General features: G+C 39.3%; 18 protein-coding genes and 1 riboswitch. Of the genes, 12 read left to right on the top strand and 6 right to left on the bottom strand.

Translation table 11 applies throughout. The features are described from left to right. Positions 1 to 131 precede the first annotated feature (131 nt). Entirely contained in the window at positions 132 to 527 is a 396-nt protein-coding gene (locus tag ACQKN3_RS06360; protein WP_251688328.1) for a VOC family protein, read from the top strand. A 98-nt stretch (positions 528 to 625) separates the two neighbouring features. Here the strand turns inward: ACQKN3_RS06360 and pgeF are convergent, their stop codons facing one another. Next, entirely contained in the window at positions 626 to 1,387 is a 762-nt protein-coding gene (pgeF, locus tag ACQKN3_RS06355) for a peptidoglycan editing factor PgeF (protein ID WP_427710243.1), read from the bottom strand. An 88-nt stretch (positions 1,388 to 1,475) separates the two neighbouring features. Here pgeF and ACQKN3_RS06350 point away from each other — a divergent pair, with 88 nt between their 5' ends. Genes ACQKN3_RS06350 through ACQKN3_RS06340 form a run of 3 tightly spaced genes read left to right on the top strand, consistent with a single transcriptional unit; the run spans position 1,476 to position 2,878 of the window. Then, positions 1,476 to 1,904, top strand: coding sequence for an ATPase (locus ACQKN3_RS06350; RefSeq protein WP_427710241.1), 429 nt, complete (start codon positions 1,476 to 1,478; stop codon positions 1,902 to 1,904). Beyond that, positions 1,888 to 2,559 carry a DUF771 domain-containing protein gene (locus tag ACQKN3_RS06345; RefSeq protein WP_427710239.1) on the top strand — a complete coding sequence of 224 codons (672 nt, stop codon included), beginning with the start codon at positions 1,888 to 1,890 and terminating at the stop codon, positions 2,557 to 2,559. The genes ACQKN3_RS06350 and ACQKN3_RS06345 overlap by 17 nt, the downstream gene beginning before the upstream one ends. Before the next feature lie 16 nt (positions 2,560 to 2,575). After that, positions 2,576 to 2,878, top strand: coding sequence for a DNA primase (locus ACQKN3_RS06340; RefSeq protein WP_427710237.1), 303 nt, complete (start codon positions 2,576 to 2,578; stop codon positions 2,876 to 2,878). A gap of 49 nt (positions 2,879 to 2,927) precedes the next feature. Here ACQKN3_RS06340 and aspA read toward each other — a convergent pair whose 3' ends face one another. Then, positions 2,928 to 4,346, bottom strand: a complete 1,419-nt coding sequence (gene aspA, locus ACQKN3_RS06335) for an aspartate ammonia-lyase (protein WP_427710235.1) — start codon at positions 4,344 to 4,346, stop codon at positions 2,928 to 2,930. A 221-nt stretch (positions 4,347 to 4,567) separates the two neighbouring features. On the opposite strand from aspA, the gene ACQKN3_RS06330 reads away from it, so the two are divergent. Both ACQKN3_RS06330 and ACQKN3_RS06325 read left to right on the top strand, forming a co-directional pair. Further along, a complete protein-coding gene (locus ACQKN3_RS06330) occupies positions 4,568 to 5,104 on the top strand; it encodes a dehydrogenase (RefSeq protein WP_427710233.1) in 537 nt (178 codons plus the stop codon). Between the two features lie 320 nt (positions 5,105 to 5,424). Then, positions 5,425 to 5,504, top strand: a riboswitch (glycine riboswitch). Positions 5,505 to 5,758: 254 nt separating this feature from the next. Then, positions 5,759 to 7,096: an amino acid permease gene (locus ACQKN3_RS06325; RefSeq protein ID WP_251688314.1), complete on the top strand. Its 1,338-nt coding sequence runs from the start codon at positions 5,759 to 5,761 to the stop codon at positions 7,094 to 7,096. A 98-nt stretch (positions 7,097 to 7,194) separates the two neighbouring features. Here the strand turns inward: ACQKN3_RS06325 and ACQKN3_RS06320 are convergent, their stop codons facing one another. The 4 genes from ACQKN3_RS06320 to ACQKN3_RS06305 all read right to left on the bottom strand — a co-directional run bounded on the left by ACQKN3_RS06320 (position 7,195) and on the right by ACQKN3_RS06305 (position 12,004). Then, on the bottom strand, positions 7,195 to 8,349 hold the full coding sequence (locus tag ACQKN3_RS06320) for a cobalamin-independent methionine synthase II family protein (protein WP_427710230.1): 1,155 nt from the start codon (positions 8,347 to 8,349) through the stop codon (positions 7,195 to 7,197). Between the two features lie 100 nt (positions 8,350 to 8,449). Further along, positions 8,450 to 9,379, bottom strand: coding sequence for a LysR family transcriptional regulator (locus ACQKN3_RS06315; protein WP_427710228.1), 930 nt, complete (start codon positions 9,377 to 9,379; stop codon positions 8,450 to 8,452). A gap of 133 nt (positions 9,380 to 9,512) precedes the next feature. Then, positions 9,513 to 10,721: an MFS transporter gene (locus tag ACQKN3_RS06310; protein WP_251688308.1), complete on the bottom strand. Its 1,209-nt coding sequence runs from the start codon at positions 10,719 to 10,721 to the stop codon at positions 9,513 to 9,515. Between the two features lie 11 nt (positions 10,722 to 10,732). Then, positions 10,733 to 12,004, bottom strand: a complete 1,272-nt coding sequence (locus ACQKN3_RS06305; protein ID WP_427710226.1) for a helix-turn-helix domain-containing protein — start codon at positions 12,002 to 12,004, stop codon at positions 10,733 to 10,735. A 214-nt stretch (positions 12,005 to 12,218) separates the two neighbouring features. On the opposite strand from ACQKN3_RS06305, the gene ACQKN3_RS06300 reads away from it, so the two are divergent. The 6 genes from ACQKN3_RS06300 to ACQKN3_RS06275 all read left to right on the top strand — a co-directional run bounded on the left by ACQKN3_RS06300 (position 12,219) and on the right by ACQKN3_RS06275 (position 18,682). Beyond that, complete coding sequence (locus ACQKN3_RS06300; RefSeq protein ID WP_251688304.1) at positions 12,219 to 12,767, top strand: GNAT family N-acetyltransferase; 549 nt, start codon at positions 12,219 to 12,221, stop codon at positions 12,765 to 12,767. A gap of 199 nt (positions 12,768 to 12,966) precedes the next feature. Then, on the top strand, positions 12,967 to 13,872 hold the full coding sequence (locus ACQKN3_RS06295; protein WP_427710223.1) for an ABC transporter ATP-binding protein: 906 nt from the start codon (positions 12,967 to 12,969) through the stop codon (positions 13,870 to 13,872). Continuing rightward, complete coding sequence (locus tag ACQKN3_RS06290; RefSeq protein WP_251688300.1) at positions 13,859 to 14,797, top strand: ABC transporter permease; 939 nt, start codon at positions 13,859 to 13,861, stop codon at positions 14,795 to 14,797. Before ACQKN3_RS06295 ends, ACQKN3_RS06290 begins: the two co-directional genes overlap by 14 nt. A gap of 266 nt (positions 14,798 to 15,063) precedes the next feature. Beyond that, positions 15,064 to 15,795 carry a GntR family transcriptional regulator gene (locus tag ACQKN3_RS06285; RefSeq protein ID WP_427710220.1) on the top strand — a complete coding sequence of 244 codons (732 nt, stop codon included), beginning with the start codon at positions 15,064 to 15,066 and terminating at the stop codon, positions 15,793 to 15,795. Continuing rightward, positions 15,792 to 16,961: an iron-containing alcohol dehydrogenase gene (locus ACQKN3_RS06280; RefSeq protein ID WP_427710218.1), complete on the top strand. Its 1,170-nt coding sequence runs from the start codon at positions 15,792 to 15,794 to the stop codon at positions 16,959 to 16,961. The genes ACQKN3_RS06285 and ACQKN3_RS06280 overlap by 4 nt, the downstream gene beginning before the upstream one ends. Continuing rightward, positions 16,934 to 18,682: a thiamine pyrophosphate-binding protein gene (locus ACQKN3_RS06275; protein WP_427710216.1), complete on the top strand. Its 1,749-nt coding sequence runs from the start codon at positions 16,934 to 16,936 to the stop codon at positions 18,680 to 18,682. Before ACQKN3_RS06280 ends, ACQKN3_RS06275 begins: the two co-directional genes overlap by 28 nt. The last annotated feature ends 1 nt before the right edge of the window (position 18,683 follow it).

The raw sequence follows: 18,683 nt of genomic DNA, 5'->3' as shown, positions 1-18,683 counted from the left end.
TTGGAATAGTGAGCAGACAGAAATGAAAGCGGTGGGCTTTAATGCTTCCACAGGGGAATATAGGATTCAAGGGTGAAAGCATAATATTTATAGATTACAGATTATTTGGTAGATAGAAAGGAAGTCATCCATTGTCAAAAGGGCTTATACATCATATTGAACTATATGTTTCTGATTTAAAAAGTTCCATCAACTTTTGGGGTTGGTTTTTAGAAGAATTGGGATATGAATCTTTTCAATCGTGGGAAAGCGGACATAGTTGGAAAATCGGAGAGACCTATATCGTTTTTGTGCAAGCAGAAGAACGGTATATGGATGTACCTTATCATAGATGTAGAGTTGGTCTAAACCATTTGGCCTTCCATGCAAGCTCCCGTCAACAAGTAGATGATATGACAAGAATGTTAGAAAGGAAGGGTGTTAAGATCCTTTATACTGATAAACATCCCTATGCGGGAGGGGAAGATTATTACGCGGTATTTTTTGAAGATCCAGATAGAATTAAGGTTGAGTTGGTAGCACCATGACCTTGCCTGTTTAAATGTTTTTTCTTCTATATGAAATTAAAAATGGAACACCTAATGAATTGTAGGTGTTCCGTTACACATATTCTATACAAAAGAACCTATTCCTTCCGCATAATAAAGCTCAAATGTCTGCCTGTTGAGCGGTCTTGGCGGTGGGAGAATCCATCATCGTCCATAAATGTGCACATACGGTCAATCGTAATATTTTCATCAGGCACACCTGCAAGCATGCACTGCTTTTTCACTGTTAACTGGTTGTCGATATGAAATTTGCCCGTTTCTTCATTCCAGTACATAAATTCGTCCGCATAGCCGAGTGCTTTGAATTTTTCCTGTACATCGGCATCTACTTCAAATTTTTCCTGACTGATTGCAGGGCCGATCATTACTTTCAAATCACGTAAATCGCAATTTTCTTGTTGTTGTAAATACTGCAGTAACTTCAATGTAATTTCTTTAATCGTCCCTTGCCACCCGGAATGAACAGCCCCGATGACATTTGTTTTTTCATTATAAAATAAGACCGGTACACAATCTGCGGTAAAGCTTGAGATCACGACGTTCGGTTCATACGTATACAGTGCGTCGGTATCGGGAACTGCAGTTGCGTTGTCGGTTGCTCCTTTACCGATTTCAGATTTTTCCACACGGAAGAAGTTTGCACTATGTGTTTGATTGGCACATACAAACTTAGATAAATCCGTTTGCAGCAGTGAGGCAAGCTGTTGGCGGTTTTTGATAATAGCAGCTTCGTTTTTGCAAACATGGAGTGCCATATTATTGTCCTCGGCAAAGGCTGAATCCTTCAATGTAATGCCCAGTACATGTTTTTCATTATTTTCATAAAATTTTATTTTCATTTTATCACCCCCTGTACTATACCCGCAAAAGCGAATTTTGTATAGGCAAATGGTGTTTGGTATAATGATGAAAAATAGGGGGTATGTGATGAAGAGTTGGCAAATCATTTTAACGGGTCTTTTACCTTATGTCATGGCGGTCATTGCCTTTATCGCATTTTCATTGCCTTATGTGAATCAAATGATTACATTCGGAACTGCCGCGGCCTTTACTTTTTATGTTTTACCGATTTATTTTTTTGTCGTGATTCCCTGGTATTATGTGCTGTACTTCATGCGTAAAAATTACAGCAAACGGGCACTTTACTTAACAAGCTTTATTTTTTGTATTCTGCAGCCAATCGTATTCGGATACTTTATGAAAGCACCGATCGGCAGCGCGTATTTTTTATTTTTTGTATCACCACCGTTTATAGTTGGCATAATGGTTAGTACATTGTGTATTAACTGGTTTTATAAAGAAGATTTGAAGCAGACGACAAATGGAAGGGGAGAGCCGATTGGAATTGACGATTGAATGGCAATACATTACTAAGTCAAAGCAGGAAATCACATGGCGAAGTGAGGCAATTCCTGCAGCGCATGCCTACACGCTCGTGCTGGATATGGAAAATACGGGTCGCACAAAAAATATTGTGATGACAGATGAACATGACAGTACATGGACATTAAAAGAGCTGAAAAAATATTTGAAATCTCTTGAAACAGAACCTACCGAAGTGGAATTGTATTTCGATGGCGGATTTAATAGAGAAGAAAAGCTGGCCGGTTTAGGGATTGTCGTCTATTATAAACAGAATGGGAAAAACTATCGCTTGCGGACGAATCAGCTGGCGGAGTATTTAACATCAAACAATGAAGCGGAGTATGCGGCATTGAATCTTGCGGTCGAACAGCTTGAGGAAATGGGTGTCCATCATCAAAAAATAAAGATTTACGGCGATTCGCAAGTCGTCATTAATGAAATGAACGGCGAATGGGCAGTAACTGATAGCGTTCTGACAACGTGGGCGGATAAAATCGATGCGAAGCTCAAGAAGCTTGGCATTCGACCGGAATATCAATATATTGACCGCAAACTAAACGGAGAAGCGGATCAGCTTGCTAATCAGGCACTTCAGGATGTCGAAATATACGCGGATATAGATATACGAAAAAGTAAGAAAAAATAGATGAAGGGGGATCTTTATGATTCGTTCTGTTGGTACAGGGAGTTCAAGTTTAAATAATCAGACACGTCCCCGAAATTTACAGCAACAAACAATAGCCTTCCCGAAAATCGGAGAAGAACAAGGAGTCGCACGAGAGCAGGAAAAACTGCGAACGGATGAGGCCGAAAAAGGACCAATAATGGTTGGGGTCAAACCGAAAGCACAGCTGAAATCCATTTTTGATGAACCAAATGGTGTCGTGAAGCTTAATGCGGACGGCGACAAATTGGAAGTCAGCAAGCGTGCGATTTCACTTGCAAAAGAAGTGCTCTATACTTAAAGAAAAAAGCTCCGCCGGGAATATCTCGGCGGAGCTTTCATGTTAAATTTTATTGTTGTTTTTCAAATGCTCGTTCACCAGCAATACCTGGTTGCGTTAATTCGAATGGATTTAAAATAATATCCAGCTGCTCAAGCGTGAAATAGTTGTACATTAAGCAAAGTTCGCGTACAGATTTGCCGCTATGCAGAGCTTCACGTGCAATTTGACTTGAACGTTCATAGCCTAAATGTGGGGCAAGTGCTGTAATTACACCGATTGAACGTTCAACAAAATCATGCAGGCGTGCTTCATTTGCTTCGATATGATCCAGGCAGTATTTTGTAAATACTGTGAAGCCGTTTGTCATAATTTCAATCGACTGTAGCAGATTAAATACTAAAACTGGTTCCATTACATTCAGCTCAAATTGTCCTGCCTCTGAAGCAAGTGAGATTGTTACATCGTTACCGATAACTTGGAAAGCAATTTGGTTAATGACTTCTGGCATAACCGGATTTACTTTACCTGGCATAATTGAAGAACCTGGTTGGCGTTCAGGTAAGCGAATTTCTGCAAATCCTGCTTTTGGACCTGATGCCATTAAGCGTAAGTCATTACAGATTTTAGACATATTCATCATTGCAATTTTTAACATTGATGAAACTTCCGCATACGTATCGGTATTTTGTGTACCGTCGATTAAATTGTCCACTTTTATGAATGGGAAGCCACTGTAAACCGCGATGTTTTCTACTGCCAATTTCATATATTCAGGGTCTGCATTCAGGCCTGTACCGATCGCAGTCGCACCGATATTGATTTGCAGCATTGTTTGCTGCGCTTTTTTGATTCGGTTAATATCACGAGAAACAACGGCAGCGTAGGCACCGAATTCCTGGCCCAAACGAACAGGTACAGCATCTTGTAAATGCGTACGACCCATTTTAACGATTGAATCGAATTCTACTGATTTTCTGATAAAGCTATCACGCATCATTTCCATCGCCATAATTAAATTATTTAACGTAGAAACTGTTGCAATATGAATAGCCGATGGGAATGCATCATTTGTTGACTGCGCCATATTGACATGGCTGTTAGGACTAATGATTGAATAAGTACCTTTTTCTTCCCCTAAAATTTCCAGTGCGCGGTTTGCAATTACTTCATTGGCATTCATGTTCATTGAAGTGCCTGCTCCGCCCTGAATTGGATCTACAACGAACTGGTCATGTAATAGTCCTGAAATAATGTCATCTGATGCTTGTGCAATTGCATTGGCAATTACTGGATCCAATTTGCCGATAGCGGCATTTGCAAGTGCCGAACTTTTCTTTACGATGGCAAATGCACGAATTAATTCAGGGTGCATTGTCATTTTAGTAATCGGGAAATTTTCTAATGCACGAGTTGTTTGAACGCCGTAATAAACGTCCTTTGGAATTTCTAATGTGCCTAAAAAGTCTTTTTCAATACGTGTACTCATTTGTACAAACCCTCCAAGAGAATGGTGTAATAGTTGGATAAACAACTACATTATACGCCATATAATAATAAAAGCTTACTTGCTGAATTATTAGTTTATTTAACGTTCTCACGTAAGCTTAAATTAACCAATATTAACAAATATAATGAGTGAAATTTCGTAACTTTTTGATTTTCTATACGACTAATTAGGAAAGGGATAAAGGGATGAGGTGATTGTCGATGAAGAAATGGTTAAGTTATATGTTGGTCGTGGGAATGATCTTGCTCCTTGCAGCATGTAATACGAAAGAAAACGAAACATCAACCGATTCAACTGAACCTGTGCAGGAAGAAAATAATGAAAATAAAGTAGAATATGAATTACTGTTTCATTTAGATTCGATACCTCCTGAGGTCGGTACGAGTATTTCAATCGTGCAGGAGGAAAAGCTTTATACTACTTGGGCCGATATTTTTGGTTTTGAGTCGGTTCCATCTGTCGATTTTGAAACAGAGGAAGTGCTGTTTGTCACAGGATATTCGGATGGCTGTGGAAGGGAAATTGAGAAAATCGAAAAAGATGAGGATCTTTTAGTCATTACCTTAAACTATCCGGAAGATATTCGCAGCGAGAAAGACATCGTCTGCACAGAAATTGCATTGGACAATACGTATGTTGTCAAAATGAAAAAGACTAACACCTCAAAAGGAAAGCTGATTGATATCAATCGAACAACATATGAAGAAGATTCAACGGTTCAGGAAAAATTGCAGTAAACGAATACAGTAATACGAGGGGCTACCAATTCCTCTATATGAATATTACACTGAAAATATCGAATTTTCGGTGTAATATTTTTTTGGTCATGAATTTTCTGCAAGAAGAAAACATTATGTTGGGAATAAGGTTAAATTGCTATTTACATAATAAACGACTCCGATTGTCCATTGTAAGACGGTCAAAAAATTGGTAGTATGATTATCGTACAATAATAGTATTGAACGCGAACTATAGGAAACTGGAAGATGCCAGGGACCTATAGGCAACTAATTGCATACATATCAAGCGTTGATCGTCGTGGATAAAACTACTGACGGGAGCAGTTTCTGGAGAGAGCGCGATAATCCGCGTCGCCGAAGGGTTCACAATCTCAGGCAAAAGGACAGAAGAGTAATGAGAGACGCTTTTCTTTAACATAGGGTGTATGAACATCCATTGTTTAATGAAAAGCCCTCGATAGATGTCACAGATTTTTTTAAATCTGGGCGCGATTTTGCAGAGGCGAAATCGATTATTCTTAGACACAGGGACTGGCATATTATCAGTCCCTGTTTTTATTCCAGAAAAATTTACTTGATGGACCGCGATGAAGTACTTATTATTTTGCGCTGTGTAAACAGACAAAATACTTATCCTTTGGAGGAATCGTTTTGGAACAACAAGAATTAAAGCGCGATCTGAAAAATCGCCACGTTCAGTTAATTGCGATTGGAGGAACGATCGGAACGGGGTTGTTTTTAGGGTCAGGTAAAGCGATCTCACTTGCAGGACCTTCTATTATCTTTGCATACTTAATCGTTGGAACCGCACTATTTTTCGTCATGCGTGCACTTGGCGAATTGCTTTTATCAAAAGGCGGCTATGCATCTTTTACTGAGTTCGCTACTGAATACTTAGGGGACTGGGCAGGCTATATTACAGGCTGGACATATTGGTTTTGCTGGATTATGACGGCAATGGCGGATATTATCGCTGTCGGCATGTACACGCAGTACTGGTTTGATATCCCGCAATGGGTACCGGCTATCGCATGTTTAGTAGTTTTACTTATTTTGAATTTATTGACGGTCAAACTGTTCGGAGAGCTGGAGTTTTGGTTTGCGTTAATTAAGATCATCACAATTGTTGCGTTGATCGCAATAGGTATTGTATTGCTGATTATTGGCTTTGAAACAGATACAGGCAAGGTTGCTGTATCAAATTTATGGGAGCATGGCGGATTATTCCCGAATGGGGCATTTGGATTTTTAATGGCGTTCCAAATGGTTGTCTTTGCATTCGTTGGTGTTGAATTAGTAGGGGTAGCAGCTGCTGAAACGGCAAACCCGCAAAAGAATATCCCATCTGCAATTAATAAAATTCCCGTTCGTATTCTGCTGTTTTATGTAGGAGCATTATTCGTAATTTTAACAATCAACCCTTGGGATACACTAAGCGCGTCAAGCTCACCATTCGTTCAGGTTTTCGCATTGGTAGGTATTCCGATTGCAGCAGGTTTGATTAACTTTGTTGTGCTGACATCAGCTGCTTCTGCAGGAAATAGCGGAATGTTCTCAACGAGTCGTATGCTGTTCAGTTTAAGTAGTAATAAACAAGCACCAAAAGCTTACGGTAAATTAAACAAAAATGCAGTGCCGCAAAATGGTCTGTTATTTTCTGCGGTTGTAGTATCGATTGGTGCATTGCTTAGCTATTTCATGCCGGACGATGCATTTAGTATCGTGACAACAATTAGTGCAATTTGTTTTATTTGGGTTTGGAGCATTATTCTGATTTCGCATATTATTTACAAAAAGCGTCATCCGGAATTACATAGATCTTCAATTTTCAAAGCACCTTTAACACCATTTATCAACTATTTAATATTGGCCTTCTTCTTGTTTTTACTAATCATTATGGCCATTTCCGAGTCTACGAGAACTTCACTGCTGTTAACACCGTTATGGTTTATACTGCTGTTTGTTCTTTATAAGGTTCGTAAAAGATAATTAGGCAAATCCAACATGTTATAAAAAACGGAAAACACGCAAATTCAAAGATACCGAGAATTTGCGTGTTTTTCATATTGAAAATTATATGTTTATATTTAACTCCAGTACTGCAGAGCAAGTTGCTGTCCTTGCTGAATTTTTGCCCATTGTTCAGCTTCTGTAAGTTCATTGCCGCCATCGCAGGAAGCGAAACCGCATTGGTGTGAAATGAACAAACGGTCTTTGTCGATAATTTTAGACGCTTCATCAAGCATTTTAATAATACGATCTTCATTATCTAAAGTATTCGTTTTAGAAGATAATAATCCTAATACAATTTCTACATTTGGTTTATCTTTGAAGACAGCCAGTGCTTCAATTGAACCAGCACGGTCATCATCCCACTCTAAGAAGAAGCGGTCATAATTTAGTTGCTTTAAGAAGAGGTTAGCAATTTTAATGTAAGAACCACCACCCATATTACGTGAGTCGTAGTTACCTCGGCAATTATGTGTCCACATTTTCAAGCCTAAACGATGGCCCACTTCAATAATTTGATTATTTATCCCAATAAATTCAGTTGCTAACGCTTGAACTTCTTCTTGATTAATTTGTTCGCCAGTAAATGGTGAATTCGGATTGTCGTCAGCAAAAAGTTGCCATAAGCAATCATCAAATTGTAAAATTTCACCACCAGCTGCTGCAAACTCTTCCACAAACTCTGTATAAGCTATTGCTAACGCTTGTTTTAATTCATGTTTTGTTTTATAAAATGCAGCTGGTCCGAAATTATCCGAAAAAGATAACTCACCTAAAATATGGGAAGGTGACGGGATACATAGTTTTGTTTGGTGATCGCCAGCACTTTTTTTCAGTTTTTTGTAGATTTCGATAAAATGATGGTTTTTCCCGCTTAGTTCCCCCGTAATGCGTAAACCGATGTCTTTGCGTGTTTCATAGTGAGAGTTTCCATCGAAATCTTTGAAGAAATAACCATGATCTGCAATATAGCGATCGAATCCTTCAATACCCCAGGCAAAATCTAAATGCCATAATGATTTCGAATGCTCGCCATCTGTCACAACCGTAATGTTATTTTCGATTTCTTTTTTTACAACTTCTTGAATAGAAGCGAGTTCAACTTGTTCGTAGCCTTCAAAATCTTTATAAAAAGGGTATGTAATATCATCACGTTGTTCAATTTGTTTTTTATACGTTAATAATTCATTTTTTCTTAATAGACTGCCTACAATTTGAAATTTTTCACACATGTTCATTTCCTCCTTGGTAATTCAACTTTTTTAAGTTGGATTTATCATACCATCGTGGAGTGGGATATTTGAAACACGTAAAAAATATCAATCGGTATAGTTAAAAACTATAGCGAGAAGATATTTTTAGTTCATCTTTGATCGTTTCTTTTAAATAATTAATATAGATTGCAGCGAGTTTACTAGTAGTCACATGTTTATGGACGATATACCCGACTGTCATCGTCTCATCGACTTCCAGAGGGAGAGAGCAAATATTTTTATTCAATTCCTGACTAATGACTCCTGTTGAAATGGTATAGCCATTAAGCCCAATCAATAAATTGAAAAGTGTTGCACGGTCACTAACCTTAATATTTTTAGGGCGTGAAATGGTGCTCAATATTTCCTCTGAAAAATAAAAGGAATTAAATTCGCCCTGTTCAAAAGATAAGCATGGATAGGCATGTAAATCCTCCAACGTAACGGATTTTTGATGTGCAAGCGGGTGTCCTATATGGATAAATACATGTGGCTTCGCTTCAAATAATGGATAGAACTCTAAATTGGCTTCCCTTAAAAATTTCCGAATGACCTTTTCGTTAAAATTGTTTAAGTATAAAATTCCTATTTCGCTTTGTAAATTCTTTACATTTTCTATAATCTCATACGTTCTTGTTTCACGAAGCGTAAATTCATATTCATCGCGATCATAATTTTCAAAGAGACGTACAAATGCACTCACAACGAAGGCATAGTGTTGTGAAGAAACGGAAAAATGCTGTTGTGATGGCTGAACGTTTGCATACCGGTTTTCCAAAAGTTCAGCTTGCTCGACAACTTGCCGCGCATAGCCCAAAAATTCTGTTCCTTCAGCGGTAATAGTTATCCCTTTACTTGTCCGTAAAAAAATAGTAATGCCTAACTCTTGTTCAAGCTCTTTTAATGCGTTCGAAAGGCTAGGCTGGCTAATGAATAAGTTTTGGGCTGCTTTACTAATTGACTGGTTTTTTGCTACTTCAATTACATATTTAAGTTGTTGTAATGTCATAATAAATCCCTTTCTTTCTTCTAGAAGTAGTGTAGCAAATAGTCCACTGGATCTGCAAAAAGAATTCCATAAACATAAAAGCTATCGTAATCGGAAATCACGATAGCCTTTGAAGAGGAAATCTCAACTATTATTATGTTAGCTCCTCTTTTGAAAACAATGGTTTGTTGTTTAACAGATGGAAATAGACGATACATGCGATGACAACACCGATTAGGGCGAAGATACTTGTTGTCAGTTGAATCGTGTAGATTTCCGCCAAAAATCCGATAATCAAGGTTAGAGTGATCTGCATCACACTTTCAATCAGTCCAAGTGAACTGCCGAACCGTCCCATCAATTCAGTCGGGATTGTCTGCTGGTAAAATGTCGCGTAGCCCGCATTGCTGAACGCCATAAACAATCCGAGCAAAATAAAGGCAGCGACCGCAATCATTAAATAAGGTGAAAAGTAAAATATAAAGTAAGAAAGTAACGTACATGTAAACCCGAGGCCGATGTATGAAACGAGTGACAGCTTCTTCACGAAGCGGGCTGCCAAATAGCCACCGACAATGGCACCGATTCCTGTGATTCCTACAATGATGCCATAAACCGAATCCGTCACTTCATGGAAATCTTTCAAAAAGGACATTTCCTGGGAATCAAGTGAAAAGCAAATCATCAATGCTGTTGAATATAAGACGAAAAATTGCAGGAGCGTTTTCCGTTGCGAGATAAATTTCCATACAGTAATAAAATCATCTCGGATAACAGCAAGTGTTAGTACAGTTGATTGAGTGGACGACTTGATTTCTTGATTCGGCAGCAAATACATCATGAATGCGCTAAACAAAAGCATAAACCCATTCACCCACATCGCAGTCGCGGTACTGCTCATGGCGATAATGGCACCACCTAAAGCAGGGCCGATCATAAAGCTCCCTGAACCGAGCATGCTGTTGATGGCATTAAAACGCAAGCGATCATTTGGTGAAACAAGTTTTGTAATCATAAATGTACTGCTCGGATTGGCAAAACAGACCGCGATATTCGCCAAAAAGATCAAACCGTAAATGAGCCAAATTTCCGAAAGCAGCGGCATCAAACAAACGATACTTGCGCGGAAAACATCACAAATAATCAAGATGATTCTTTTATTGGTTCTGTCTACGATGGAGCCGGCAAAAAAACTGCACAAAATGCGGGCAATCGGACCAATAATATAGATGCCCGCGACAGCTGCCGGTGACTCGGTCAAATGCCAGACCGAAAGATTGAGCGCGATCAAGTAAATCCAACTGCCCAGTTTGGATGCGCCAAACCCGAACCACAAATAAAAATACTCTTTTCTTAACTCCAAATCATCACCCCTTAGCTGCTCATTCGCTGCCGTATTTTTTCACTTGCATACAGTGCCAGCCTAAAGCAATTGCTCGCCTGTTTATAGGCATGGAGCTGCTCGTAAAACTGTGCCCATAATGGCGCATAGAACAGAATCAGTGAATAATACTGCTGTTCGTTGAAATGCGGAAAAGCTTCATCCTCCAGTAATTTTAATCCGCGAATCGTAAATTCAGTTTCAACCGCATACGCTAGTAGTCTGCGCTGATAAATATGATGGGGTACAGTAAATTGCTGTTCTTCATAGCGTATTAACAGTGTATTCAACTGTTTAAAATCCTTTTGCGCAAAGCATGTGCGCATCCAATTAATTGCTGAATGCAGGTCTTCATCATAGTTATTTGCCAATTGATAATGTTTGGACGCTTCCGTAAAGTTTTCCTGGCATTCGTAACAATACGCGATATTGTTATGCAGTGAGCTCCACTGCATCGGTGTTTGAATTGAAGAGACATTCGCAAGTAGGTTGAGCCCTGCTTCAAACTCCTTGAGAGCTTCCTGGAATCGATGTGAATCATTGAAAATCACACCTTTCATGGAATAAAGCTTCAACTGAAACAACGGTTTATACTGATGGGTAAAAAACTGCTGTGCAAGTTCAATATGTTCCAGTGCCTTTTGTAACTTATAGCTTCTGTGATTCGCAAAAGCAATATGATAATGGTAGTTGGCCAGTTCAAATGGGTGGGTATTGGATAAAAATTGCGCCAATTGATTGTCTGCTTCTTTAATGGACAACTGTTCAAATTCCTGAAATGACAGATGACCGAAAGCGGTAATCGCAACGAACAGCTGAGTGATCCGGTCTTTTTTCCAGTTGATAAACGGCTCGATTTCATTAAGTATTGTTCTCGCCCTATCATCTTCTTTTTTCGAGTAAAGGAAACGAGCATACACAAGCTTTGCCAACAGCTGCTTTTCAAATGGCTGCTCTTCGGTTTGCATTGCGGTTAATTGTTCGATTTCACCTGCAGTAAGCTCGGCATTCGACAATAATTTTTCGTATAACAGCTCCAAAAAAGTGGTTTGGCTTTTCAGTTGTTGTTCGAGCTTATTGAAATCGATGCCTAAGTTTTCAAACAGCTGCTCATACATCGAATGTTCTGCGACAACGATTCCATTTTCAATCCGGCTTAAATACGAAGGGGTACAAATGCCGAAAGCAACGTCATCCTGTTTCTGCTTCTTTTTTTGACGATAATATTTTAATAGTTTTCCCCAAGCCTGTTCATTGTTTTCCATAAAAACACCTCATAGTTAGTTTACCAAAATACTAAACAGGAATATTGCGAATTTTCTTGAAAAAGTGCACAATTAACGTTGTGAAATTGGTAAACTTACACAAATTATTGTTGGTTTACATATTTTAATTGCATATTCGGAAATAGCTATATATGATAAGAAAATAAAAAAGGGTTTATCGTTTTAAATGGGAGCTTAGATTGGAGAGATAGTAATGTTCTTTTATGAAGTAGATAATGAAATTCAATTAAAATTAATTACACAAAATGATGCAGAAGAAATCTTTGCTTTCATTGACCGTTCACGCGATTATTTACGAGAATGGCTTGGGTGGGTAGATAATACAAAAACTGTTGAAGATACACGCGATTTTGCCGCAATGAATTTAGAAAAATTCGCAAAGCGTGAAGGTCTGGATACAGCGATTTTTTATAAAGGGCAATTTGTGGGGAAAGTCTCGATCAATACCATTAATTGGTCTCTGAAAAAATGCGAGATCGGCTACTTTTTAGATGAAGAATATCAAGGGGAAGGCATTATGACACGCGCTGTGAAAGGCATCATTGATATCGCCTTCAACGAATATAAGCTTGGAAAAGTTGAAATTCATGCTGCTGTTAATAATACGAAAAGTCGTCATATTGCGGAGCGTCTTGGTTTTATGCATGAAGGGACAATCCGTCAGGCGGAATGGCTGTACAATCACTATGTTGATCATGCAGTATATGGTCTGTTGAAAGACGAATGGGTTGGAGAATACTAATAACTGGTTTCGCCTCATCAGAAATACCTGATGAGGTTTTTTATCGCTAAATTATAAATTTAATGAAACTTTTTCCAAACTCAACCAGTATAGTAATTAGAATCTATTACATGTGAGGTCATTCATGTCACTACATAGCATCCAGGTACGCAAATAAATGCTTGTAATAGAAGAAATAGCAGAAAGCAGGTGTGGGCAATTGTCACAGCCAATTGTGGAAATTAAAAATTTGAACAAAACGATTAAAGGCAAACACATTATTAAAGACTTGAACCTGGACTTTTATCCGGGGCAAATCACCGGATTTTTGGGGCCAAATGGAGCGGGTAAAACCACGACAATCCGTATGATGACGGGGTTAATGTATCCTTCTAAAGGAGAAGTAATCATCGATGGGAAACAGCTTTCGACAAATTATGAAGAAGCGATCAGTAACATCGGTGTAATCGTTGAAAACCCGGAAATGTATAAATATATGTCAGGGTATAAAAACTTACAGCACTTTGCTCGAATGCATAAAGGTGTAACGAAACAGCGTATTGATGAAGTTGTAGCGCAAGTCGGTCTGCAAAATCGTATTCATGAAAAAGTGAAAACGTATTCGTTAGGGATGCGTCAACGCCTTGGACTGGCACAGGCGATGCTGCACCGTCCAAAGTTTTTAATTTTGGATGAGCCGACAAATGGTCTGGACCCTGCTGGGATCCGTGAATTCCGTATGTATTTGCGTAAAATTGCCGTAGAGGATAATGTCGCCATCGTTGTATCGAGTCACCTTTTATCCGAAATCGAGTTAATGGTAGACCGGATCGCGATTATTCAAAATGGTGAGCTGATTGATATTCGTGAACTGCAACATGTCGAGGCAGTACAATATTACATTGAAGTCGGCCAGCCGGATCAGCTTCAGGCGATGTTCGAAGAGCCGTTAACAAAAGAGAATGGCGGCTACGTAGTCAATCTAACAAAAGAAGAAGTGCCTGCACTTATTCGTAAACTAGTTGAATCGGGTATTGATCTATATACGATCCAGCCGATTCAAAAACGTCTTGAAGATCAATTTATCGAGATGACAGGTGGAGGTGCAATCGATGCAATACGTTAAAAATGAATGGATCAAAATGTGGTCGCAAAAAAATGCTTGGATCATGTGCGGGCTTTTAATTGTACTAATCGTATTCGTTGCAGGGATGAACAAATATTATGATGTGGATTCAAGTACAAAAGAAGCGCGCTTAGCAGCAAATGAAGAAATGATGGCCCATCCAAAAGAAATGCTTGCTTCAGAAGATTTAATGCCGGAAGATGAGCAATATTTCAAGGAAGAAATTGCAATGGCCGAATATCGTATCGCCAATGATTTACCATCATCAAATGCAATGACCTTTACGGAACATATGGACTTATCGTTAACATTGACAATTATGGTAACAAGCATCTTTACAGTTGTTATTGCTGCAGGTATTGTATCATCAGAGTTTGGTACTGGTACGATTAAAATGCTTCTTACACGACCTGTTGCAAGATGGAAAATTTTACTTTCGAAACTTGTAGCGTCTATTCTTTATGGAATTGTACTTTTTGCCGCTGGAATCGTTGTCGCATTAATTGTCGGTATGGCATTGTTCGGTACGGACAGTGCAATTGCGTTATCAGTCGTTGATGGGCAAGTTGTGCAGGAAACGGTGGAAAATACATTTGTCGAAACGACACTTTATTCGCTCGGTTCAACAATTATGACGATTATATTTGCGTTTATGATCGGTACGATTTTTGGTTCAAGTACGTTAGCGGTAAGTTTATCGCTGTTCATCTTGTTGATGGGTTCAACGGCAACAATGTTTATCGCTCAATATGATTTTGCGAAATACGTCTGGTTTGCCAATGATTTATCGTTTTATGCACCGGGAAGTATGCCGATGATTGAAGGATTAACATTTACGTTCTCGTTAGTTGTCAATATCGTGTATGCAATCGTCTTTTTAGCAATTACGTTCATTTACTTTATGAAACGTGATGTAACGGCTTAATACGGAAAGTTTTTTAATAACAATTAGATATAGCAAAAAAATATAATACATGAAATTCCCCATTCCTTCATCGGTAAAGATTTAGGAAATGGGGAATTTTTATTTTTATCATTTTTTGGAAATAATAGTGTGAAATATTATAGAAGAATCATATATTGGAAAATTCTGAAAATTTATTGTAATTATTGGAAAGTACCCCTATAATCAATTTTACAAAGTGAACTGGTACGGACGTTATGATGTGCGGACCAATGGAGGTGGGTACATTGAACTTTGAAAATCATATTCCGTTACATATTCAACTGAAGGATTTATTGAAAACTGAAATTGTTGAAGGGAAATATGTGGAGAAAATTCCGAGCGAACGTGAATTAATGGAGCGCTTTTCCGTGAGCCGATCAACAGTGAGAGAGGCGGTAAAGCATTTAGTGCATGATGGGGTACTGAAAAAAATCCATGGAAAAGGAACGTTTATTACAAAAAATAAGCCGGTACATGACTGGCTTAATTCTTTGAATAGTTTTACAGATACGGTCAGGCAAATGGGAATGAAGCCAGGAGCGAAACTGCTTTATGCGAAAAATATTGATAACTTCCCGGAAGCGAATGAAATATTAGGGCAATCCATATTATTTGGCATTTCCAGAGTACGAACAGCTGATGACCAGCCAATATCCATCGAACGGCATTTTTATCCAACTCATTTAGGGAAACAAATAGCCGCATACAATCTGAATGAAGCGACGATCTATGACATTATCGAAAAAGAGTTGAATATTACAATGGTCGAAGCTGAACAGACGATTCGATGTAGCCCAATTAGTGAAGAGGATGCGAAACTCCTCGATTTGAAGCCTTATACGAATGTTTTAAATATTGAACGGGTCATTTTGGGTGTACAAGGTGAAGTGATTGAATATTACAGTAGCCTGTTCCATCCAGAACTTTATATGTTGAAACTGAAAACGAAAAGGACAGCAGGAGGTGTAACTTCATGATCTATGAACTTTTTCTACCTAAAAAAATTGTTGCAGGTATCGATTCATTTCAACGATTATCAGTGGAAACGGCACAAAGAAAGATAAAGCGGCCATTCATCATTTACAGCAGAAGCGCAATAGCCAGTCAATTAAATATTTTAAAGCAGGAACTCCCTAATGCGCATTTTTATGAAATATCTAAAGGGGAGCCAACAACAGATGAACTGGACCGGGCTCTAGCTGAGCTTCATATAAACAGCTGTGACGGTGTTATAGCAATTGGCGGCGGGAGTGTCATTGACTTAGCGAAAGCGGTGGCTGTTTTTGTGGTGAATCCGAACTTGAGTTTAAATGATATTCCAAACCTGGCTGAATTGCACCGCTTGCCGTTTATCGCAGTTCCTACTACTGCGGGGACTGGTTCTGAAGCGACAAAAGTAACGGTGATTACAGACGAAAAGCTTCAAAAAAAGGTTAATCCTGCACACCCGAGTTTTATTCCGGATGTCGTTATTTTAGACGCAACGCTTACGGTAAATGTGCCGCCATCCATTACGAGTTTTACGGCGCTGGATGCATTAACACATGCTATCGAAGCTTTTGTTTCAACGAAGGCAAATACTATGAGTGACTTTTTTGCAAAAGAAGCGATCTCCTGTATTTCAAGAAATATTGAGACGGTTTTTGTACAACCGGACAACATGGAAGCGAGGCAGCAATTATTAATGGGTAGCTTTTATGCGGGAATTGCGTTTTCCAACTCTTCGACAAATTTGGCACATGCAACAGGTCGAGCACTCGGCGTAAAATTCCATATGCCACATGGACAGTGTGTTGCACTGATGCACCCGTTTGTCATCCAATACTCACTGGAAAGCGCGTATGAACGTTACGAGGAAATAGCAAAAATCATCGGGTTGAACAGTACTCAATTTTTAAGCGGTTATTTGGATGAGCTGAACAGAAAACAGTACATTTGGAAGAGCGCACAACAGATTGCACCTTTATTGACAGATGAAGTGATCGAGCAACTTGCGGAGCAGACGTTATCCGGCAATGGGATTCTAACAAACAGGAAAGTACCGAATATTGAGGATATTGAAGTAATTTTTAAGCAATTAAGAAAGCGTTTACAAATTGAAGGGGGAATTGTGGAATGGCAACAATGTCAGGTGGAGAAGTAGTAGCAAAAATGTTGGCAAAAGAAGGTGTGGATAACATCTTTGGAATCATTGACGGGACGTATTTCGGCTTTTATTCGAACTTGCAAAAAAATGGAATTGAGCTCATATCACCACGCCATGAAACAAGTGCGGCACATATGGCAGGTGCTTATGCGAGGGTGACAAATCGTTTAGGTGTATGTATGGCGAGTAATGGACCGGGTGTAGCTAATATTCTGCCGGGCTTAGTAGTAGAAGAAGCAGAAGGAAATCGCGTGTTGTGCATTACGAGTGCAAGACGGACAGGTATCATGTATCCAGACCGTGGCGGAACGTACCAGTGTTTTGACCAGACTTCAACAATTAAACAGTTTGCTAAATGGAGTGAAGCAGTACCTTCATTTGACCGTATCCCTGAAATGCTGCGGATGGCATTGCGCAAATGCTATGAAGGGCGTCCGGGCGTCGTTCATTTGGATATCCCGGAAAACATTATGAATACGAAAGTCAGTTGTGAACTGAATTTTTGGGAACCTTCGCAATACCGCATGCTCGAGCTGCCAAAAGCATCGAACTATCAGATTGAACGAACAGCCCAATTACTGAAGTCAGCTACATTCCCGATCATTCATGCAGGCAGCGGTGTCATTCATGCAGGCGCAAAAAAAGAACTGACTGAAGTTGCGGAAAAACTGCAGGCGATGGTTACGACGAGCTGGGCAGGGCGCGGTGCGATGAGCGAGGATAATCCGCTTATGATGCCAATGGTGCATATTGAAACAAATAATAATGTACGAAACGATGCGGATGTTGTATTAGTATTAGGGTCTCGTCTCGGTGAAACGGACTGGTGGGGGAAAGCACCTTACTGGAATGCACATCAAACGGTCATACAAGTAGATTTGGAACCTTCCATTCTTGGAGCAAATAAACCTGCTGAACTATTGATTCAGGCAGATATTAAAGCATTTTTACAAGAGCTGCTAGTTGTACTAAATCGAGATACTGAAACCGTAATTGATACAAATCGAAAACAGATGATTGAAAAACATATTGAATCGAAAAGGGCGCACCGGAAAAAATTGAATGAGCATACAACGGATAAAAATTCACCTTTAAATCCAGCACAAATCCCGCATATGGCCAATCAAATATTCCCTAAAAATACACCACTTGTCATTGACGGGGGCAATACAGCCATTTGGTCGAACTTCTATTATGAAGTGAATGATGAAATGCCGCTTTTATCGACATTTAAATTCGGTATGCTCGGTGCAGGTGTCGGTCAGGCACTCGGGGCGGCAATTGCCAAGCCGGAACAGCCGGTTTTATGTATTATCGGTGACGGGGCAATGGGCTTCCATCCGCAGGAAATCGAAACAGCTGTGCGCAACAATCTGCATGTCGTTTATATCGTGCTTTGTGATAAACAATGGGGCATGGTGAAAATGAATCAGCACTTTGCGCTAAGACCGATTAAAACTATGTTGAAAAAAACTTTGGATCCACACGAAAGCATCAATGCCGATTTAGGTGAGATTCGATTTGACCTAGTAGCGAAAGCAATGGGAGCACATGGTGAATATGTGGAAACGTTTGACCAGCTGGAACAGGCCCTTCTAACTTCTATTTCAGTAGGAAAGTGTACAGTCATTCATACAGAGGTCGACCCGGTCAAGCATATGTGGGCGCCCGGGTTACGCTATTTCAAAGATATGCACGCCGAACCGAAAGGGAAATAAT

Origin of the sequence: Solibacillus sp. NPDC093137 (assembly GCF_050280445.1) — a bacterium.
GTDB classification, from domain to species: domain Bacteria; phylum Bacillota; class Bacilli; order Bacillales_A; family Planococcaceae; genus Solibacillus; species Solibacillus isronensis_B.
Note: the sequence above shows the minus strand (reverse complement) of the source record. Positions and strands in the feature narration are given on the sequence as shown.

Coding starts and splice junctions, on each gene's coding strand:
- ACQKN3_RS06350 (WP_427710241.1), top strand. CDS start 1,476: ATGAAGAGTTGGCAAATCATTTTAACGGGTCTTTTACCTTATGTCATG.
- ACQKN3_RS06320 (WP_427710230.1), bottom strand. CDS start 8,349: ATGTGTGAAAAATTTCAAATTGTAGGCAGTCTATTAAGAAAAAATGAA.
- aspA (WP_427710235.1), bottom strand. CDS start 4,346: ATGAGTACACGTATTGAAAAAGACTTTTTAGGCACATTAGAAATTCCA.
- ACQKN3_RS06300 (WP_251688304.1), top strand. CDS start 12,219: ATGTTCTTTTATGAAGTAGATAATGAAATTCAATTAAAATTAATTACA.
- ACQKN3_RS06340 (WP_427710237.1), top strand. CDS start 2,576: ATGATTCGTTCTGTTGGTACAGGGAGTTCAAGTTTAAATAATCAGACA.
- ACQKN3_RS06280 (WP_427710218.1), top strand. CDS start 15,792: ATGATCTATGAACTTTTTCTACCTAAAAAAATTGTTGCAGGTATCGAT.
- pgeF (WP_427710243.1), bottom strand. CDS start 1,387: ATGAAAATAAAATTTTATGAAAATAATGAAAAACATGTACTGGGCATT.
- ACQKN3_RS06305 (WP_427710226.1), bottom strand. CDS start 12,004: ATGGAAAACAATGAACAGGCTTGGGGAAAACTATTAAAATATTATCGT.
- ACQKN3_RS06330 (WP_427710233.1), top strand. CDS start 4,568: ATGAAGAAATGGTTAAGTTATATGTTGGTCGTGGGAATGATCTTGCTC.
- ACQKN3_RS06275 (WP_427710216.1), top strand. CDS start 16,934: ATGGCAACAATGTCAGGTGGAGAAGTAGTAGCAAAAATGTTGGCAAAA.
- ACQKN3_RS06315 (WP_427710228.1), bottom strand. CDS start 9,379: ATGACATTACAACAACTTAAATATGTAATTGAAGTAGCAAAAAACCAG.
- ACQKN3_RS06290 (WP_251688300.1), top strand. CDS start 13,859: ATGCAATACGTTAAAAATGAATGGATCAAAATGTGGTCGCAAAAAAAT.